At 35.6% G+C, this 18,642-nt stretch carries 19 protein-coding genes; 7 read left to right on the forward strand and 12 right to left on the reverse strand.

Features of this window, described 5'->3' with window-relative positions; translation table 11 throughout:
* Both RFW85_RS03295 and RFW85_RS03300 read left to right on the forward strand, forming a co-directional pair.
* Window positions 1-259, forward strand: a 259-nt coding sequence (locus RFW85_RS03295; RefSeq protein WP_332637561.1) for an MFS transporter, incomplete at its 5' end; no start/stop codon positions are given.
* Between the two features lie 225 nt (window positions 260-484).
* A complete protein-coding gene (locus tag RFW85_RS03300; RefSeq protein ID WP_015060246.1) occupies window positions 485-1,096 on the forward strand; it encodes a recombinase family protein in 612 nt (203 codons plus the stop codon).
* Between the two features lie 189 nt (window positions 1,097-1,285).
* On the opposite strand, the gene RFW85_RS03305 is transcribed toward RFW85_RS03300, so the two are convergent.
* The 7 genes from RFW85_RS03305 to RFW85_RS03335 form a co-directional block, all read right to left on the reverse strand.
* Window positions 1,286-2,170, reverse strand: a complete 885-nt coding sequence (locus RFW85_RS03305) for an Mph(E) family macrolide 2'-phosphotransferase (protein ID WP_000155092.1) — start codon at window positions 2,168-2,170, stop codon at window positions 1,286-1,288.
* Window positions 2,171-2,225: 55 nt separating this feature from the next.
* Window positions 2,226-3,701 (reverse strand): ABC-F type ribosomal protection protein Msr(E), encoded by a 1,476-nt coding sequence (msr(E), locus tag RFW85_RS03310; RefSeq protein WP_000052512.1) that lies wholly within the window; start codon window positions 3,699-3,701, stop codon window positions 2,226-2,228.
* A 774-nt stretch (window positions 3,702-4,475) separates the two neighbouring features.
* Entirely contained in the window at window positions 4,476-5,033 is a 558-nt protein-coding gene (locus RFW85_RS03315; RefSeq protein WP_004763415.1) for a recombinase family protein, read from the reverse strand.
* Window positions 5,034-5,874: 841 nt separating this feature from the next.
* Window positions 5,875-6,165, reverse strand: coding sequence for a hypothetical protein (locus RFW85_RS03320; RefSeq protein ID WP_004763414.1), 291 nt, complete (start codon window positions 6,163-6,165; stop codon window positions 5,875-5,877).
* Window positions 6,165-6,806: an AAA family ATPase gene (locus tag RFW85_RS03325; RefSeq protein ID WP_004763413.1), complete on the reverse strand. Its 642-nt coding sequence runs from the start codon at window positions 6,804-6,806 to the stop codon at window positions 6,165-6,167. Before RFW85_RS03325 ends, RFW85_RS03320 begins: the two co-directional genes overlap by 1 nt.
* Window positions 6,807-6,890: 84 nt before the next feature.
* On the reverse strand, window positions 6,891-7,799 hold the full coding sequence (repM, locus tag RFW85_RS03330) for a replication initiation protein RepM (protein WP_004763412.1): 909 nt from the start codon (window positions 7,797-7,799) through the stop codon (window positions 6,891-6,893).
* A gap of 918 nt (window positions 7,800-8,717) precedes the next feature.
* The gene (locus RFW85_RS03335) at window positions 8,718-8,924 is read right to left on the reverse strand and encodes a hypothetical protein (RefSeq protein ID WP_133356867.1); all 207 of its coding nucleotides are present in this window, start codon (window positions 8,922-8,924) and stop codon (window positions 8,718-8,720) included.
* Window positions 8,925-10,649: 1,725 nt separating this feature from the next.
* Here RFW85_RS03335 and RFW85_RS03340 point away from each other — a divergent pair.
* Together RFW85_RS03340 and RFW85_RS03345 are read left to right on the forward strand one after the other, a co-directional pair.
* Entirely contained in the window at window positions 10,650-11,774 is a 1,125-nt protein-coding gene (locus tag RFW85_RS03340) for a hypothetical protein (RefSeq protein ID WP_106918755.1), read from the forward strand.
* Window positions 11,775-11,874: 100 nt separating this feature from the next.
* A complete protein-coding gene (locus RFW85_RS03345; protein WP_171290101.1) occupies window positions 11,875-12,084 on the forward strand; it encodes an antitoxin HicB in 210 nt (69 codons plus the stop codon).
* Here the strand turns inward: RFW85_RS03345 and RFW85_RS03350 are convergent.
* A complete protein-coding gene (locus RFW85_RS03350) occupies window positions 12,081-12,404 on the reverse strand; it encodes a hypothetical protein (protein ID WP_087554482.1) in 324 nt (107 codons plus the stop codon). The genes RFW85_RS03345 and RFW85_RS03350 overlap by 4 nt on opposite strands.
* Window positions 12,405-12,904: 500 nt before the next feature.
* On the opposite strand from RFW85_RS03350, the gene RFW85_RS03355 reads away from it, so the two are divergent.
* Complete coding sequence (locus tag RFW85_RS03355) at window positions 12,905-13,168, forward strand: hypothetical protein (protein WP_087554481.1); 264 nt, start codon at window positions 12,905-12,907, stop codon at window positions 13,166-13,168.
* Window positions 13,169-13,275: 107 nt separating this feature from the next.
* Here RFW85_RS03355 and RFW85_RS03360 read toward each other — a convergent pair whose 3' ends face one another.
* The 3 genes from RFW85_RS03360 to RFW85_RS03370 are packed head-to-tail and all read right to left on the reverse strand — an operon-like array spanning window position 13,276 to window position 15,416.
* Window positions 13,276-14,091 (reverse strand): serine protease, encoded by an 816-nt coding sequence (locus RFW85_RS03360; RefSeq protein ID WP_087554479.1) that lies wholly within the window; start codon window positions 14,089-14,091, stop codon window positions 13,276-13,278.
* A gap of 21 nt (window positions 14,092-14,112) precedes the next feature.
* The gene (locus RFW85_RS03365) at window positions 14,113-15,015 is read right to left on the reverse strand and encodes a nucleotidyl transferase AbiEii/AbiGii toxin family protein (protein ID WP_087554478.1); all 903 of its coding nucleotides are present in this window, start codon (window positions 15,013-15,015) and stop codon (window positions 14,113-14,115) included.
* A 5-nt stretch (window positions 15,016-15,020) separates the two neighbouring features.
* Window positions 15,021-15,416: a DUF6088 family protein gene (locus tag RFW85_RS03370; protein WP_087554476.1), complete on the reverse strand. Its 396-nt coding sequence runs from the start codon at window positions 15,414-15,416 to the stop codon at window positions 15,021-15,023.
* A 147-nt stretch (window positions 15,417-15,563) separates the two neighbouring features.
* On the opposite strand from RFW85_RS03370, the gene RFW85_RS03375 reads away from it, so the two are divergent.
* Window positions 15,564-16,427 carry a DUF6236 family protein gene (locus RFW85_RS03375; RefSeq protein WP_087554474.1) on the forward strand — a complete coding sequence of 288 codons (864 nt, stop codon included), beginning with the start codon at window positions 15,564-15,566 and terminating at the stop codon, window positions 16,425-16,427.
* Between the two features lie 573 nt (window positions 16,428-17,000).
* On the opposite strand, the gene RFW85_RS03380 is transcribed toward RFW85_RS03375, so the two are convergent.
* A complete protein-coding gene (locus RFW85_RS03380; protein ID WP_004787586.1) occupies window positions 17,001-17,642 on the reverse strand; it encodes a TetR/AcrR family transcriptional regulator C-terminal domain-containing protein in 642 nt (213 codons plus the stop codon).
* A 65-nt stretch (window positions 17,643-17,707) separates the two neighbouring features.
* Here RFW85_RS03380 and tet(39) point away from each other — a divergent pair.
* On the forward strand, window positions 17,708-18,642 hold a 935-nt coding region (gene tet(39) / locus RFW85_RS03385), incomplete at its 3' end, for a tetracycline efflux MFS transporter Tet(39) (RefSeq protein ID WP_309171137.1).

Consider the following 18,642-nt stretch of genomic DNA (forward strand, 5'->3'; position numbering starts at 1 on the left):
TGGTGGAGTAGCCGTTCCTGCTTTGCAAGCAATGATGTCCAGAGGTATTAGTGATGAAAGACAAGGTGAATTACAAGGGCTATTAAGCAGTTTTAATAGTCTGGGGGCTATAATTGGTCCTGTATTAGTTACTAGCCTCTATTTTATGACTCAGGCATCAGCTCCTGGAATGGTATGGGCATTAGCTGCAATACTTTATGTAATCACCCTACCCTTATTGCTTAAGTATCGCCTGAATAAATATTCTGGAGTTCCATAAAATATTTAATTTATTGGTTTAAAAACTAATGGATTCTATAGTTTATCTAAAATTAACATAATACACGTTATACGAATTCCCAAGGCATGGCTTTTAGTCATGCTTTTTTTATCAAAAGACTATACCTGAATGATAGCGAGCCAAATCGCATACAATATCTATCATTAGACTTAATGCAATAATTAAATGATAGTATTATCATTAATCTAATAGAATTAAGATTAAATGATAGAAATGAATACACGTATTTATCTACGAGCTTCAACTAAAGATCAAGATGCAGAAAGGGCTTTGCAGATTCTTCAGGATCTAAACCAAAACTTGAATTTGGGTGAAACCATTGTGTACGTGGAAAACTATAGTGGTACGAAGTTAGACCGACCTGAATTGAATAAGCTACTGTCAGAAGCAAATCAAGGTGACACATTGTTAGTTGAAAGTATTGACCGCTTATCACGCCTAACCCAACGAGATTTTCAAGAGCTGAAGCGCAGGATCCAGGAGAAGGGACTTCGTTTAGTCGTAGCAGATCTTCCTACTACCTACCAAATGATTCAAACCAGTGACAGCATTACTCATTCAATCTTGGAACTCATCAACAATATGTTGATTGATCTTCTGGCAACAATGGCCCGCCTAGACAATGAGAAACGTATAGAACGTATTAAGCAGGGCCTGGCACGTTCGGGTTACAAACCAACAGGCAAGAAGGCAAATGAGGCTAAACATAAACGAATAAAAGAATTGCTAGTAGTTGGCAATATGACTAAGGAAGAAATTGCCAAAGCAGTGAATTGTGGAGTTGCAACTGTCTATCGAGTTGCTAAAGTTATCTAAAAGAGGCTTATCTCAACGCGCCCCCAATGGGGCACCGCTGCATTCAGGTTACTTCACATAAGAAATTTTATGTTAAATGATTGTTAGAAATGCCCCTTGATCGAGGCATTTTCTATAAAGAATACTAAAAACTAATTAAAGCCAACCAAGTTTCAAAACAAGGCAGTTCTCAGCAATCATATTTTTAAATTATATAACTCCCAACTGAGCTTTTGCTCCAACGATAAGGCTTTCATTTTGAGTTTCTAAGGCAAATAAACCATACATCAAAGGAGAGGCCGCTGCTCTTTCTAAAGTCTGTTCATATAGTTTATTCCAAACTTTACCCCCTAGTTTTTCATACTCGATGATTAGAGTTTTGAGGCTTTCTTCTCCAAACAAAGTTACATGCCCAGCAAAATCAATCGCTGGGTCATCTATATGGGCTGTTGACCAATCAATAACGCCTGAAACAGCTCCATCCTTTGAAGCTAGTACATGCCCAGCATATAAATCGCCATGTATAAATTGGGTGAAATCTGCCCATAGAACATCATTATCCAACCATTTTCTGTAGCGGGTTTCCAATTGCTCACTTATACCAATTTCAGATTTTACTAACTGCAAATTGTTTGCTATTTCAGGTCTTAAATCTGAAGGTTTCATAATTTTCAAATCATTTTCCCGAACTTCTTTTTCAGGAATACTATGGATTTCAAATAAGGTTTTTGCCAAAGATGTTATGTATTTCGGGCTATCTTTGTCCATATTCCAAATTATTTCATAGGTTTCAGCATCCAAATTTAAAACAGGATTATCTTTAAGTATGGGATAAGCCACTAATTCTGTAGATGAAATTCTCCAATCAGGAACCTCTACAGAAAGATGTTTTTTTACCAATTCTAAAATGCGTTTTTCTTTCTTGATTTGTTCCCTCATGCCATCACGACGAGGAATACGCAGCAACCATTGTTGCCCCTTTGTATCAAGAGCAAAAACGACCTTAAAATCAATGCCCATTTCATTGAAATTCATTTTGTCCGTAAGCAACAAGCCGTGTGCTTCAGCAAGTGATTGAATATCTTGAATTGTCATTTTTAATTTCCTTTAAAGAGTTCAATAATTAATGTTCGGATTAGATTGGCTATCATTAACAATCTCTCTCAAAAGTCTTGATGATTTTGTGGTCTTTGATCTCGTAGATAATGTCAGCAATATTATCGACCAATTGCTTGTCATGAGATACGAAGATAATAGTTCCTGCATAGGACTTCATCATTGTTTCTAATGCGGCAATACTTTTTAGGTCAAGATAGTTTCCTGGTTCATCCATAAGCAAAATATTATATTTTCCTAAAAGCATTTTGGATAAAAGCAGTTTGATGATTTCACCTCCCGATAAGTCGGATAAGTTTTTTTGAATATCATTCGCTCCGATCCCCATTGAAGCCAATACTGCACGAATTTCCGCAACTGTGTACTCGCACTCTTCCTGCATAAAGGAGAGCACAGATTTATGCGTGTTAAATTTATATCCTGTTTGTGTAAAGTAGCCAATTTCAGCTTTTGGAGATATGGTTAATCCATCAGCACGTTCTGATATCATTTTTAACAAGGACGTTTTCCCTGTTCCATTCGATCCAGTTATAGCGACTTTAGCGCCAAGCGGTATTATAAAGTTAGCGTCATCAAAGATAGTACGGCTACCAAATTTTAAGCTCAGACCATCTGCCGTAATCGGGAACTTATTGTGCAGTTCTAGGGCTGAACTTTGACGAAAACGAATAGAACGCAAATGCTCTGGTGCTTGAATATCTTCTAATGCAGCCAAACGCTTTTCCATACTCTTAGCTGCCTGATACAGTTTTCTTTGCTTGGTGCCAGTCATTTTTGCATGCCCAAGTCGTCCAGCACTTTCGGTAGAGTTTTTGGATTTTTCTCCTTTTTTCTTATTGTCTAATCGATTAGCTTGCTGGCGTTTTTCTTGCACAGCAGATTCTAATCGCTCCCGTTCCTTCATCATCAGCTCATATTCTACGGCTTGGTGTTGTCGCTCTTCTTCTTTTTGACGCAAGTAATCCGAGTAACCACCCCAATATTCCGTAATTTTACCGTCTTTTAACTCCCATATCTTGTCTACAACCATATCAAGAAAATATCGGTCATGACTGATAACAAGTAATGCTCCATCAAATGCTTTAAGTTGACCAATAAGTAGATCTATTCCATTGAGATCAAGGTGGCTGGTTGGTTCATCCGCTAGAATGCCATGTACTTGTTGGGAAAATGCGGCAGCAATTTTTGCACGAGTTTCCTCTCCGCCACTCATTGTGTCGTTTTGTACATTGGAAACACCAAGGCGAGATAACATTGCCCGGTCTTCGACCGTTTCTATTTCGATTCCGCCCAGTTGGCTGATATGTGCAAAATCACCAAAACGCTGTAATGTCGCTTCGGCTAAAACAATTTCGCCATTAAGTACTTTGAGTAAACTACTCTTTCCTGCTCCGTTATCACCCACAAGACCAATACGGTCATAAGAGTGAATTTCCAATTCATCAATATCCAAAACATCACGCCCAGCATAATCCAAGCGTATGTTTCTCGCTTTAATAATTAAACTCATTTTTATTTACTCCTGTTTAGCTCTTGAAATTTTTTATGCAGCAAACAGGATTTAGGTGAAAACAAAAGCTAGCATCACAGTGTCCTCCCAAAAAAAAAGCTATTCATCCACAGGGTGGACAAATAGCTAGTCAATTAAGTTATAACTGGAAACTATGCACTAAAAGCATACTTATAAATTAAGCATACTTTTACTTTATATATCCGCATATATTCTTAAAGACACAACAAAAGCCCACCATTATAAAATAGTGTCACTATGCAAATAGTTGTGTCTTAACGAATGCGGATAGAATGCATAAACTTACCTAAAAAATAAAATTCAGTTTTATGATAACTTTACTGTTAAAAGAAGTCTAGACAACCTTGTTTTATGCTTGGATATAAGGCTTATTTTAAAATAATAGTAGTGAAGATTTTCTAAAATTAACATAATACACCTTATACGAAATGCGTTATAATTATCTTTAGAAATCAATGCTGTAGTTACATGATTTTAGCCCACATACCCTCTGGTGGGCTTTTTTTATGATTTTTCACGTTCCACGCCTATTCTTTGACCAATGTTTCACGACTTTGTTCATATTAGTTAAACAATCGTGGTTAATCATAGGGGCTAAAAAAACGGCTCCAAAAGCCGGGGTATTAACAGCCTTCAATGCAGATGCAGAAATAGCTTTCGATCTTCAGCCGTACAAGTATCAGTGTTGAAAAAGAAAATTACGGAACTCACAGCTGCATAAAATATTCTCCGATCCTTGATGACTGGTCATCATTAAGGCTTTTGCCCTACTGCCCTTTGAACTGTAGCAATCCCTACTCCAAACTGTTTTGCCACACTTCTAAAAGTCGAGCCATCTTCCTGCATGGCTTTTTGTATTTCTGCATAATCAACTTTACGCTTTCTGCCCTTATATAAGCCTTTCGCTTTGGCTTTAGCAATACCTTCCTTTTGCCGTTCACGGATCATGGAGCGTTCAAATTCTGCAAATGCAGCAAGCATTTGGAACATGAGCTTATTTATTGCCGACTGTGCAACATCATGGCTAAAGGTCAGATTTTCTTTATGAAAAATGATGGTTATGCCACGATCATTCAGGCTGTTCACAATGTCGTTCAGATCATTCGTATTACGTGCCAGGCGGTCAATACTGTGAACATGCACCGTATCACCATCACGCAGATATTCGAGCATAGCGAGCAATTGAGGACGTTCACGGCTACCCCCACTTGCCTTCTCTATGAAGGTCTTATCGAGGTGGATTCCATCCAATTGACGTTCCGTATTTTGTTCCGATGAACTGACTCGGATGTAGCCAACCTGATTAGGCATTTTGTACCGTTAGATATTGGAGTTATAGATACATATTGTACCGAAATGTAAAATTAAGTCTATAGATACGGTTTTAAGTCTGATTTTATTAGGTCTTAAATTGTTCCGTTAGGCTATAGCCTATAAGTACAAGGGTTGAATTAAAATTTTTGGGCATAAAAAAAACCGAACTAGGATAATCGGGCGGAAAAAACTACAGCCTTGATTTAGACTATTGGGAAGCAGGAAACTCAACGACTGTTTTCCAATTTACTTTTGACTCTTGTTGTTTGATTTCTTGGCAGTTTGGAATATGGCTTTTAATTATGTTCTTATATGAGCAGAGCCAACATCCCTAACGCCAAAGCTTTGATCTATGTACAGATTTGTTGCATAAAGATTTCATAACTATATGATTTTAAAGGTTTTGATTTATTTTTTATATAAAATTAAAGTCAATAAAATCAATTGCTTATTTCTTTTTTGCAACAAAGCCTATTTTAAGTATTTGTAATATATTATTTTAAAATCTCACGTGGGAAGAAATGTCAAAATCCATCAGAAATATTACTTAACTTACGTAAGTTAAGTAATATTTTTGATGGATTTATTGATCCAATGACCTATTTTTTACTTAAAATAGGGAAATTTGCCTATTTTTTTCTGTATATATGAGTTTTTACTGCTTAATTTACAGATTTATTAATATTTAAGGTAAATCACATGTTGTGGTTGTAAGTATTTGTAATTAAAATATTATTTTAAATAATGTGTGGTAGGAAATGTCAAAATACAAGAAAAATTTATTAAGTTATTAAACTTACGTAATTTATTAAACTTACGTAAGTTTAATAACTTTTATCTAATTTAATTCTTTTAAGATAAGATTTTTTAGCTCATCCTTTGGAAGCTGTTGTAAATGATGAATTGCAGCTTTAACAATAATAGATCTATTGGCACGGGCTACTTTAGAATCAACGAGAAGATCATCAATTTCTTTATCGACATCTTTTGTTAAAGAAAATGTCAATCGAAGATATTTTTGTTGAGATTTTTCTAATGTTTTAACCCGCTTAGATGCACCGCTTATGAAGTTATCTATGTCTTGCTGTTTAGTATCTTGATCAGCTTTTTTGAGACCCTTTAGAGCCATCATAGTTCTCCTAAAAACTCTATAACTATTCTCTCAATTTCAGCTTTTGCTTTAGGATCAGAATCCACTTCAAAAACCGATAATCCATTTTCATCTGCATCATCATATACATTACGATTTGTCGTGAATTGATTGAGAGCTACCAACCCAAAAGATTCACAAGCATCTTTAGCATCTAAAATACGTTGAGCTTGACTAGGAAGTGTCGGGCATTGAGTAATAACTGCTTTAGTGACTAATTCCGGGTTAACAGCTTTTGCTAACTTAATTAGTTGCTCTACGTGTACTAAAGTTTTTAAATCCCTACGTTTAGGACGGAATGGTAAAAGCATATGAGTGGCAATTGTCATTGCCGAACGGAGAGCCTCTGAGTCTTGGCCACCAGCATCAATAACAATGTCTTGATAACGTCGAGAGAGATCGTCAAGGACCTGGCGAATGTTTCCTGAAGCTTGAACTGATGGAATGTTTATTAAATCTGGGTTTTCATCTCTTTCTTTAATCCAATCGGTAGTTGTACCTTGTGGATCTGCATCTAGAAGCAATATGTCTCTTTTTTTTTGTTGAAGGTAAACAGCTAGGTTTTGTGCCAAACAGCTTTTACCTGAACCACCTTTTTCGCCACCGACTAAAATAATCATAATTCTTATGTAACTTACGTAACTTACTTAACAAACAATCTTAATAGCCATGCCTTTTTTTATCAAATTTATATTGAAGGATTTTTATGACTTGAAGCCAACTTCTTCTAAATAAGGCTTATACAATTTAACTTTTTGTGGATCAATTAATTCGTTAGCTAGTCTTTCAGCAAATTCCTCATAACTTTCCCCAGGTTTACTGTATTTGGATGAGAAAGGTATGTTATGAGCTAACTTATTAGAAAATAATAAAATTTGCTTATCTGTAAGCTCATTTATTACATTGTTTATTTTGCTGTTTTTCTGAGTTTCCTTATGTTTAAAGGTAAATGAAAAACCTACAATTGATCGTCCCTTTTTGTGTTGTTGATACTCTACTTCTATATCTGAAAATTTATTAATTTGTTGAATGCTAGCATCTAAAATACGTCTTTTAAAAGCTTCAACTCTAGAGTATTCATTAATACCGATACCAAGCTGTTCCCTGAATTTATCTATATTAAAAGTTGGTGTATAACCAACACTTTTCCATTGTTTTAATAACTCATATAGTCGAACTGCATAAATACTCTTAAATTTTGCAGTTTGTTTTAAATAATAACTGGTGAAATATGTTTCAAAACCATCGATGTTAGTCACTTGCTCTATGAGTACACGAGTTAAGGTAAGTAAAATACGCCCTTCACCTTTTTTGTAATTTGCATCTTGTATCCATCGACTTTTAGTTAATGAACCATCATCATTCTCAATAGTAAATTGACGCTTAAAAAGAGTTTCTTCTGCCTCAGATAAACTTAAGTATGCTGCATCTAACGATGTATTAAATGCTTTAGCATATCGGGCAGCATTCAACTCAAGTGGATGTTCAGTAGTAAGTCCTTTTCCTGTTTCTCTTGCATCAATAATTGCTAATTGAATTAGCCTAGCTTCAGACAAAGTTAAAGACTGTAGTGCTAGTATTAATTTATTAGATTTAACAACGAGATCTGTCATAAGAACAAAAAATAGCAACTATAAAATATATGTTGTTATAACAACATTATATTTTATAGTTGTCAAATATTAGATCGTAAAATGTACGATCCTAGAAAAGATATGAAAATTTCTCACCTTTAAAAATCAAAAAATAAAGATAAATTTCAATACTTTAATATAAAATTTATTAAATATATACAACCGAGAAAATGTTGTCATATACCGCAGATTTAACATACTGCAAATGTTAATTATTTTATTTATTTTTATTTAACTTATTGATTAATAGTATTTTTTTAAAAAAAAGAAGCAACAAGGATATTTTATGTTGTTAAATACCGAGCAAACGTTGCTATATCACCGAGCAAACGTTGCTATATCACCGAGCAAACGTTGCTATATCACCGAGCAAACGTTGCTATATTGCGTTCCAAAAGCCCTATGTATAAGGCTTAGAGAAAGGTTAAAAGAATATTAAAAACATTAAAAATAATTAAAAACTTAAATCATGAAAAATTGCCCTTGGTTTTCGCTACGCTCAAACTCTATTGAATCTCGCTTTCGCTCGATTCGGGGGGCAATTTTTTGGTCAATGTTTCCGTGACTTTTAGAAAAAGCAAAAGCAACTCGGAATTCGCTTCGCTCATAATTCTTTTTTAGTCGCTTCGCTCGGTCTAGATTCAATTTTTTATATGTAATCTAAGTTTTTCCCAGGATCTAAAACTGTAAAAAACGGTTTTTCAGAGAGTCTAGGCGCAACTTTTGAGCGTTCGCTCGTAGACACTCGCTCTATAGATACCGATTAAAGGCTTATATTGGCGTTTTTAGCTTGATTGCAGCTTTTTATGATATTGGGTAGCTTTTTTTATAAAAAGTGTCTTAAAACGCAAATTAGCGCAAAATAGGAAAGCCCTGTCTACTGATGCAGAACAGGGCTTATGTTGGAGTTTCACGTAACCGCCTAACGCCAATAGAACGTATTGGTACGTTTTCACAGTTATCAACTTGTGACATCCTCTTTGCATAGCAAAGGAAGCGAATCTCAAACCGTTCAGACAGCTTATGCCCGACTGTCATCACCACTAAGTTTAAGACAAACTTCGGTTGTGTTTTAGTTCCACAACTACGACTTTCTAATACCACTTTTCCGCTAGTTACGAAGCAAGATGTTTTCCATCACCGCTAAGTACAGGTCCGCTAATATTCAACCATCAAATTCAATCGTCACCGCTAAGTCACATTTGGACCGCTAGATGAAAATTCAGGAAAGAATACATCACCGCTAAAACACTATTCCGCTAGTAAAACAATTTTACTGCTTCATAACGTCACCGCTAAAAAAAATAGCTAGTAGCGATTAATTCAACTTTAAAGTTTGGATTAATAACTAAGATATTTGGTTGGCGTGAACCAACAACGGAGCCACCGTTCATGCTTCTTACTGAATAATCATCAAATATCACAACTACTAACAGCCACGTTAATAATTGAAATAATCATTTTGATTTTCTTCCACGCCAAAAAAGTTCGTATCATTTCATAGATACCGAGGCTGCCACACCTCACTTTAAAAACCCTTGTCAGTGGTTTTAAATATTTCCCGCATTGTCTTTCGCTTCATCACCGCTTACGTTTTTATTCGCTCGAAGTGACTGGATCTGTATCATTGTCTGCTACAGAATCTACTCAACAACTCTCCCTCTCTCATGAATCAAAACTTATTCCCCACTCAAGGCAGGTTTTCGCTTCAAAAGTCTATATCAAGGAGCCACCTTGTATAATGATCGACTTGAGAGATTCCCATATTAGTCATAATGGTCTTTGTTCATTAATAAAAGTAAACCAGTATTAATAAACGATCAGTACGCTTATCCACTCCACAAAATAACAGCGATTCCGTTGTTCTACGGTAAGAGTTCCAAAAACCCGTATTATTCACCGTTATTCGACTTCATTGTGGGTAAAGCACTTGACCTACGCAAAGCAACATCTTCGCTATGTTTAAATCACTAAAAAATAAAAAAGACCGCAATGAACTTAATCAATGCAGTCTTAATTTCTGAGTGACATAACGTTCTACGTGTCACCGTTACAGGCTTGAGCTATCCAGCGATCTCACCAACTAACCTGAAATGTCATCTCGACAAGTCATTCAAGTTAATCCTTGAGTACCGAAGTTTCCAGATTTCTCCTCAACTCCCTAATACCTCGCGATATTCTCAGCAGCCCACCTGTGCGCCATACATCATGCCCTTCGTAAAAATTGAAGCATGAAATAGGTGTTGTTAACGCAACTATCAATCCTTGAAGTTACTCACACTCTCCATTAGACAGGGTTTGATCTAGTCGCCTAGATTCCCGTTTCTATGTCGCCCAACTATTACATAGATTACATATTTACGACTGGTGAGCTTAAAAGCAGACCTGCGTTTATATGCAGTCAGGATTGGGTCAATAAGCGGAATTTCACCACCTAGTGCCCGTCATAGCCGCGCCAGCTAGATTTCTCACGCACGCAGCTTTGCGAGTTTTAGTATACGTTGGCTGACGTATACACATAAAACCGCAATGACAAGGGTCTAGAAAAATTCGGGACAGATACGAATCACATCGATCCCAAAAAATTCATATTTGGCAGGTACAGAATAAGCCACAAAAAACCTAAAAACAACTGTTTGCTCGGGTCCACAGGAACTCTTATTTACAGAAAACCCATCTTCGCTTAAAAAAAAACCATTTTTAGTGAAAAATGGTTTTGTGATTCTTTAAAATAAAAGATAGACTTTTATGCTTTCCGCAAAAAACTCAGGTTTTGGTTGATTTATGATCTACTACACAACAACAAAAACTGACTGCCTGCTCAGTATCATGCAATGCGTTTCCAATGGAAAAGCAAAGTTCTGGTTTTCTGATGTTGTGCCTTTTTCGAAGTTTCAAAACCTGATTCCGAAGCTGATCCTGGAATATGGTCTGGATATCGGTGAGCAAGCGCGTAAGAAAAAATCAGACTACGGGGAGCCTGTGTGGAGTCTTGTGATCAATTATGATCCGGCAAAAAGTGAGGTGTTCCAGTTCTGGTTATTTACCACTGGTTATCGTGAAGCACGAAGAAGCAAGCTGACGCTAAAAGAAATACTCGCTAAGAATTCGAGCATGGCGCGCAAGCAAAAGCTGAATAGTATTTTGACGACTAAAAAAGAAAAACTGCTGCGTTTTGGTCCCTATGTATTAGGTCAATATATTGAATTTTCGGATCTGAAAACTGAATTTGCGAAGATATATTATTTCCCTGAGAATTATGGGGTCGTTTTTAATACGCATACAAAACGTGTGAAGGCGATTGATAGCAACAAAAAGTTTATCTATCGAATCTTTAAGCCCTTTGATGCCTCAGAAGAACGACGATTTAAGAGTTTATATCGAAAGTTTGCTTTTGTTTTTTTAGACAATGAGCACAATCGTTGGAACCAAGAATCTGTGACTCAGTTTCTATTGGGGTTTGGGATTAAATTTGAAAATGATGAGAGTTACAACGATAGGCTAAAAGAGCTTACCCGGGTCTTACGTTTGGTTCGAAAAAAGCATTTAGAATTCTTTCAGCGTTATTCCACTAAAAGAGTCCGGTTTACTTGGTATTTATCCCAAGACTTCTTAGATGGATCTAAACGCGAGTTTGAAAAGAGATTAAACAAGATCCAAACTACGCCAGAAAGTATAGAGAAATTTGCAGAAGCCAGCGCACGATTGATGGCACATGGGAATTTTCATGGGACTCGATTTCAAATTGGTTCAATACAGGCAAGGGTTCGAAAATTATTGAATCAGATACAGCCTGATCATAAGAAGCTGAATAAGAAGTATTTCACGAACCATCTGCACTATGTCCGATTTACCAAGAAAAAGGCAATGAGCATTAAAGAGTTTGAAATGGCTTGTCGTAATGCAGATACGATGTATTTGAACAAACAGAATAAGCAAAAACTTAAAGATTAAAGATTAAAGGTGAACTATGCTGAAATATCCTGATGATTATGATCTCAGCCGCCAAGAAATTGACGATTTGAGAGCTGAGACCAAAGATGCAGCAAAATATATGAAGGCTTTGTTCAATTTTAAGATTGAAGCACGCTATTCATATAGTGTGACGTGGTCTGCCCAAGACGGAGAATTTGTTGGCCTTTGTGCCGAATTTCCTTCGCTGTCCTGGCTAGATCCGGACAGCGATAAAGCACGCTCAGGCATTGAAAGACTTGTCTTTGACACATTACAAGATATGAACTCTACTGGAGAAATCATACCTTAATACTTTTGGAAAAATGCCTGATTCCGCTGGATGTATTCATTCAGATTGTTTGAATCTAAGCCATATATTTGCAGTTTTTTATCGATATATTTAAAAAAGAAAGAATAAACAATATGCATAATCCCAAGCGCAAAAGCCTCTATTTTGATCGCCGGTAATAGGGCATTTGGGTCTGTAAAGAGAGTTTCTAACGTGAAATGATTAAAAAAATAGATGAAAAAAGTCACCAGACTCAACAGAGTCAAAAGTGCATAAGCTTTAGCACAAGTCTTGCAGTGCCCATTCATTTTTTCTAATTTCTGAAAAATTGTATGATTCATTTGGCTCTCAAGGCATCTAATTTTTTGAATGATGGACTCTCTACAAATTTTAAATATTCAGGATTAAAAAGGGATAGGAATTTTGTGTCGAATGATACTGTGCTTCGTGAAAATTTATTGAAATTATAAAGAGTTGAGTTTTAAGTAAGATACTGAAATTAAATAACATCATTAAGATGATCACACATAATACCTACCTAGTGAAGCAAATCCAGGTAGGTATTATGTGTGATGCTAAACTTTAAATTTTTCACACAATATAAGTATTTGATTTTAAATGTTATTGTATTTGTGTGGGAAGAATAAAACTCAAACGTTAATTTTTTAAGTTATTGAAATTAAATAAAAAATCAAGATCACACATAATACCTACCTTGAAGTAGAAATGAAGTTATTATGTGTGTTGCATAACGCCTCACATGCAGAAATGTCTTTAGTTTTATCTCCTGTCTACCCGACTTAGAATATGATTTAGGTAGGCTTTACTCAGGATTACGTCAATGTCAGCAGTAAATCTAATTAATGAAAATGACGATGAGAGAGAAATTGCTTCTCAGGCAGCTTGTACACTTCGAGAAAGCTTTGTTACCGCAGCTCAAAGTGGACCAGTTATGTATGTTGAAAACGATACTGTACTGCTTAAGGAACTAAATGGTCCCCCAATTGTGATTAAACAACTATCTGGGCGTAATCCTGAACTTGCTCAACGAGTAGCGAGTCGTGGAACTTTTAAAATTAAAAAACGTAAAGTAAGCCAGGATTGAAGCTCACGGGGACTTACAATTCAATCAAATTTCGTATAAGAGATTTTATGTTAAATGAGAGCTAAAAAAATGCCTAAATTATAGGCATTTTTTATAGTTTATATATTTTAAGTTGCATTATTTCTTTGAATAATTTCATGAACAGTTTTTAGAATTTGTAATGAGATTCCTATTGATGAACCTGATGGGACTTTTAATATAGAGTCCTCTGATTGATGTGCTGGCGTTATTGCACGTTGTGTTAATACTCCTAAAGCAACCCCTTCTTCATTGACAATAGGCCCTCCACTTGCACCACTATGCATCCCATTATCTATGTAAAAAACGTCAGTTTCTATTCTTATATTTTGGGAGTTATCATCAGCAAAAATACGACGAATATTTCCAATATAACCATGTTTAATTATTGGACCTGTCATATCTGCTAAGTATCCTTCCTCTCTAATTGCTTTAATAAACTTATCTGCACCAAATGATTCTGGATCAATAATTTTCTCAATCGAAAATGGGATATTAAGTTCATCTGAGTAGCCTGCAACAAATACTCTTTTTCCTAGATTTACTGAATTAATACTTGCAGGTAGAAAGGGGAATTTGAAAGGTTGCTCTTCTTTTGGTCGTAATACAGCTATATCTAGCTGTATTATTTCTTTAAAAGATGGGACGTTAATTTCAAATGAGCAAAAAGATACTGCATATTCAACTAAAGGTAACTCGGGAAACTTTATCAAAATTCTTTGCTGTGGATGAGTGTAATCTTCTTTTTTTATAGGCATCCTACCAGTCACTACATGTGCAGCAGTAATAACTTCACCTGTATCCGTAAAGCTAAAACAAGTACCTTCACTTATAACTTCATCACCTTCAAAAACTGTCACATATCCACAACAGCGTTGGATTTTTTCATACAAGTTTTTAAACATAAAATTTCTCAGTTTTTAATATCATTTGAATTTTTTTATTATATTTTCGATAATCGATATAGCTTGCTCATAAGCGATAATATTACCTTTTAGGCAAAAATTACTTACATAGCTGTGATAACTGTCCTTCCAAAGAGTAGAATCTTTTAGAGTAGCTATAGTTCTTAAACCGTATTCTTGCGCAGATATCGTTATTTCAGTACCACTTCTATCCCTAGTCATATCATTAGATATTTTGCTTTCAATTAGAGTAATTAATTCTGGTGAGTCAATTGATAGAGCCTCTGCCAGTTTGCATATATCATATAAATGCCTAATGATGGTGTTATCTAGTTTTTGACTATCTGAGTCGGCAATAGTTCGATTACAGTCAGGGATTCTCCAAATTAATGCACTGATTTTATCGGCAAATATCTGTCGTGGGTCAGTACATGTAATTCTTTTAATTTCTAATTCTCTCTGAGAATAGATGTGTAATAGAGATCCAGCATCTCTGTAAACAGGTTCAAAATCTTGCGATTCTTTAAAACAAATTTCTATTAGAATATGGGGTCTGATATAGTCGGGAGTAGCTTGAGTAATTTGATATTCGATTGTTAATTCATATTTTCGACCACTGTCAAAAGTTTTTTTATCAATTACATTAAAACCATTCTCTATTAAAGTTTGAATAATTCTATTGCGGATTTCTTTACGCTTTGCAGGCTTAAAATCGCCAATAACCAAGAAATCGATATCTTCAGAAAAGCGTTCAATTAGTCTATGAGCTTTAAAAAGTGAAGTACCACCTGAAAAAACTAAATTAGGATCATCAGCGAGTAACGTCAGGACTTTAGTGATGAACCAGTCTTTTTCTACAAAGCTATATTCAACAAGTAATTCTTCTGAGAGTTCAGTTAGATCTTTTAAAGGATAAGAATTCATTTAAATTAATAATATACGAGGAATATCTCTATATTATCGTATCTAAACTTTCTTTTTGAACATTTATTAATAGCAATAGTTCTACCAGTTGGAACTTGTGTTGATATCTTCGAATTGTAGTTTTTAATAGATTGAGATTCTTTGATTTGATAGCCTAAACGATTTATGGCCTCTTTTACGGTTTCTAATCCGTTTACAGGAACAACCTTACCTGTAAGGCGACTTTCTTTAGCCCTTACATATACACCTTTACTGATCCTCAGAACTCTTTTTTCACAGATAAGTTCTTGCAAACCCATTCTAACTTGGCTTTCAGATCCCATTTTCATGAAATCTTTTGATAAAAAGACGTTATTTCTACTGTTAGCCACGGAAATTTTCATTCTTGTAGCAATGTTCATATTGATTCCTACTTTACAAAGAAAAGATTTGGCAAAAGAGAGACTATATGTAGAAGTATATACTAATAGCTAAATTTAAAAAAACTGTTGGTGAGTGACTAATTTAATGTCTATATTTGTGAGAGATCTTATTTTGTTGATAAATATATGAAAAAAGGTATTTTGATTACATCTCCCAAAGAAATCGCAATTGGTGGTGGAATTTCTTTCTCTTCACTTGATCGGCGTGACTTGCGTAAAGCTTTAACCTATTGGGATGAGATAGCATATCTAACAAATAATTTGGTTTATCAATCAGATGATGAGCTAGATAAGTTAAAGGAATTTGGTGCTGCGAGTGAATTAAATACTCCTTTAATAGGAAGCATTAGAGGTAATCAAGAATTTATCAAGTTTATAAAATTATCAGAGATAAATACAATAAATTCAAAACTTAAGGAAAATCCTGCATATTGGTCTGTAGCAAATAATTCTTATCTTGATAGAAACGAAGAGTATTTAGCTAATGATAAAGAATTAAGCTTAGAAATTGAGTTATATCAGACTTTGCCTGTTCCATCTGCTGATACACCTCTAGAAAAAATTATTGAGTTCAAAGAAAAAAGAGGAACAGAATTAATAGCATTTCGAGAGTACTTTGAAGGTTTGGTCATCGATATATGCGATTCAAACTCCTATGATAGGAAGAAAAACCTAGAAATAGAAAGGGTTAAAAGATCTTTATCTGATATAGATAGAGTAATGAGAGAAGGTAAAATTAAGATTATCTATGACAATTTAAGAAATATTGTTAAAAAGGACTTTTTAGATATATCTGCTTATACTGCTACAACATCAGGGCTTACTGCTTATGGTGTCTATTCTACACCTCAATTACATGCATTTAGTCCCATGCTGGCAGGTATTGCTGCTTGTGGTATAGCTATAGGATATAAGTATATTAATAAACCACAAACTCACACCCAATTTAATTACATACGAAGTATTCGTAAGAACTTTCAGGATAGTTAGGTTTAGTTTTCCTAAAATTAGCATAACGGCTGTTATACCAGATTCGTTAGACAATAAAAAAGCCCAACATCCTGTTGGGCTTTTTTACATATTTGATGCGTTTGGTATAACTCCTGTCGTACCTGCATTCTCCGTTGCTGTCTTTTCTTATTCTTATCTGGAGCATCCTGCTCTCTATGTCCCCATGATAGGAAATTGATGAAGAATTGCATAGACGCAAAGCACCTGAATGAATGTGCGCCAAAACGTACAAGTCTGGCCACTTTTTATCCCAAGAGTTGTCCGCAGAAATTGGGGATTGTTTCGGCCGTGGATGGCTTGATAAAGCACAACAATGCGTCATTTTGATTAAACATTGATCGATTTTATTGGCAAGAAGTATCAAACCTGATCATAAAAAAGCCGACTTGTTTCTAAGTCGGCTTTTTGCAGTTTTTTAGGTAGGTCATTTTTTTTAACTATCTGAAAAACAAAGGCTTTATAGATAGCGTTTCGTATAAGCTCTATTATGTTAAATAATTAAGGATAAAAGCTTTATTACTAAATAGAACAGTTGCTTAAAGCAGTATAGAGTTAAGTTTGCATTTTAATATCAAGTTGTCTTTCAGCACCGATAATCACCATACGAATCCCATTTTCAAAAATGTCATCCGCATTCATATTTTGTAAGGTATTCACTCCTTGGAGCATGAGTGGATATATAGTTGGATCGGCTTCGAATGGTGGGTCTGATCTTATTTCTTCTTGCTGCTCCTCAAGGACCCACCCAACAATAAACCTTCCTAATGTCATAAGTAATGCAACTGCTTCAACAGGAGAAAACCCAGCATGAGATAACAGCGCAACTTGGGCCTCAATCGTGTTGAAATGTCCTTGACTGGGGCTAGTTCTTGCATGTAGACGAGCACCATCACGGTAAGCTAGTAGTGCTCGACGAAAGCTTACAGAATTAGCGAGCAACCAATCTTGCCATGTCATCCCATCGATGGGTAAAGAAACTAAATGGTGTTCATTTATAATGGTTTCCGCCATTGCTTCCATTAACAAGGATTTATTCTTGAAATGCCAATATAGAGTTGGAGATTTAATACCCAATCGTTGAGCTAGCTTGCGTGTGGTTATTGAATCTATGCCTTCTTCATTCAACATATCCAATGCGGTACGCAGGACTATTTCACGTGTCAGACGTTGAGGTGCAATATCTTTTTTACTCATAAATCTATCACTGATAGGGAGTGTGTGAGAGAATATTAATTCTATCATTGCTAGAGAAGGCATTTGTGAAGAAATCATTGAGCGTGATTTTAATCACTATATTTCTGGATGCTGTTGGGATTGGTTTAATTATGCCGATCTTGCCTGAATTATTACGGTCATTGGCTGGAGCTGAAGCAGGCGGTGTTCACTATGGTGCTTTATTAGCTGTGTATGCTCTGATGCAGTTCATTTTTGCACCTATCCTTGGAGCGTTGAGTGACCGATTTGGACGTCGACCTGTATTAATTATTTCAATTGCTGGTGCAACGGCTGATTATCTCCTAATGGCTGCTGCTCCTTCTCTATTGTGGCTATATATTGGTCGTATTTTTGCGGGAATTACAGGTGCCAACATGGCTGTTGCAACAGCTTATGTTTCAGATATTACTCCAGCCCATGAGCGTGCAAAAAGGTTTGGTCTCCTTGGAGCTGTCTTTGGTATTGGGTTTATAGCGGGTCCGGTAATAGGTGGAGTTTTGGGTGAATGGAACTTACATGCACCGTTCTTTGCTGCTGCTTTTATGAATGGGATTAATTTAATAATGACAGCAGTCTTATTAAAAGAATCAAAACACAGCAATAAAATGACTGAGAAGGTTCAGGAGCAATCAATATTAAAGAAATTATCCTATTTGATCACTCAACCTAATATGGCTCCATTGCTTGGTATCTTTTTAATTATCACATTGGTTTCACAAGTCCCCGCAACTTTATGGGTTATCTATGGGCAGGATCGTTATGGCTGGAGTATATTTATTGCAGGTGTTTCCCTTGCTAGTTATGGAATATGCCATTCTATTGCACAGGCTTTTGCTATCGCCCCTATGGTAAAGAGGTTTGGAGAGAAAAATACGTTGTTATGTGGAATAGCTTGCGATGCAATTGGTTTACTTCTTTTATCTATTGCTGTTGAAGAATGGGTGCCTTTTGCGTTGTTACCATTGTTTGCCCTTGGTGG

It is taken from the genome of Acinetobacter sp. 12966, assembly GCF_031196995.1.
Classification (GTDB): Bacteria; Pseudomonadota; Gammaproteobacteria; order Pseudomonadales; family Moraxellaceae; genus Acinetobacter; species Acinetobacter geminorum.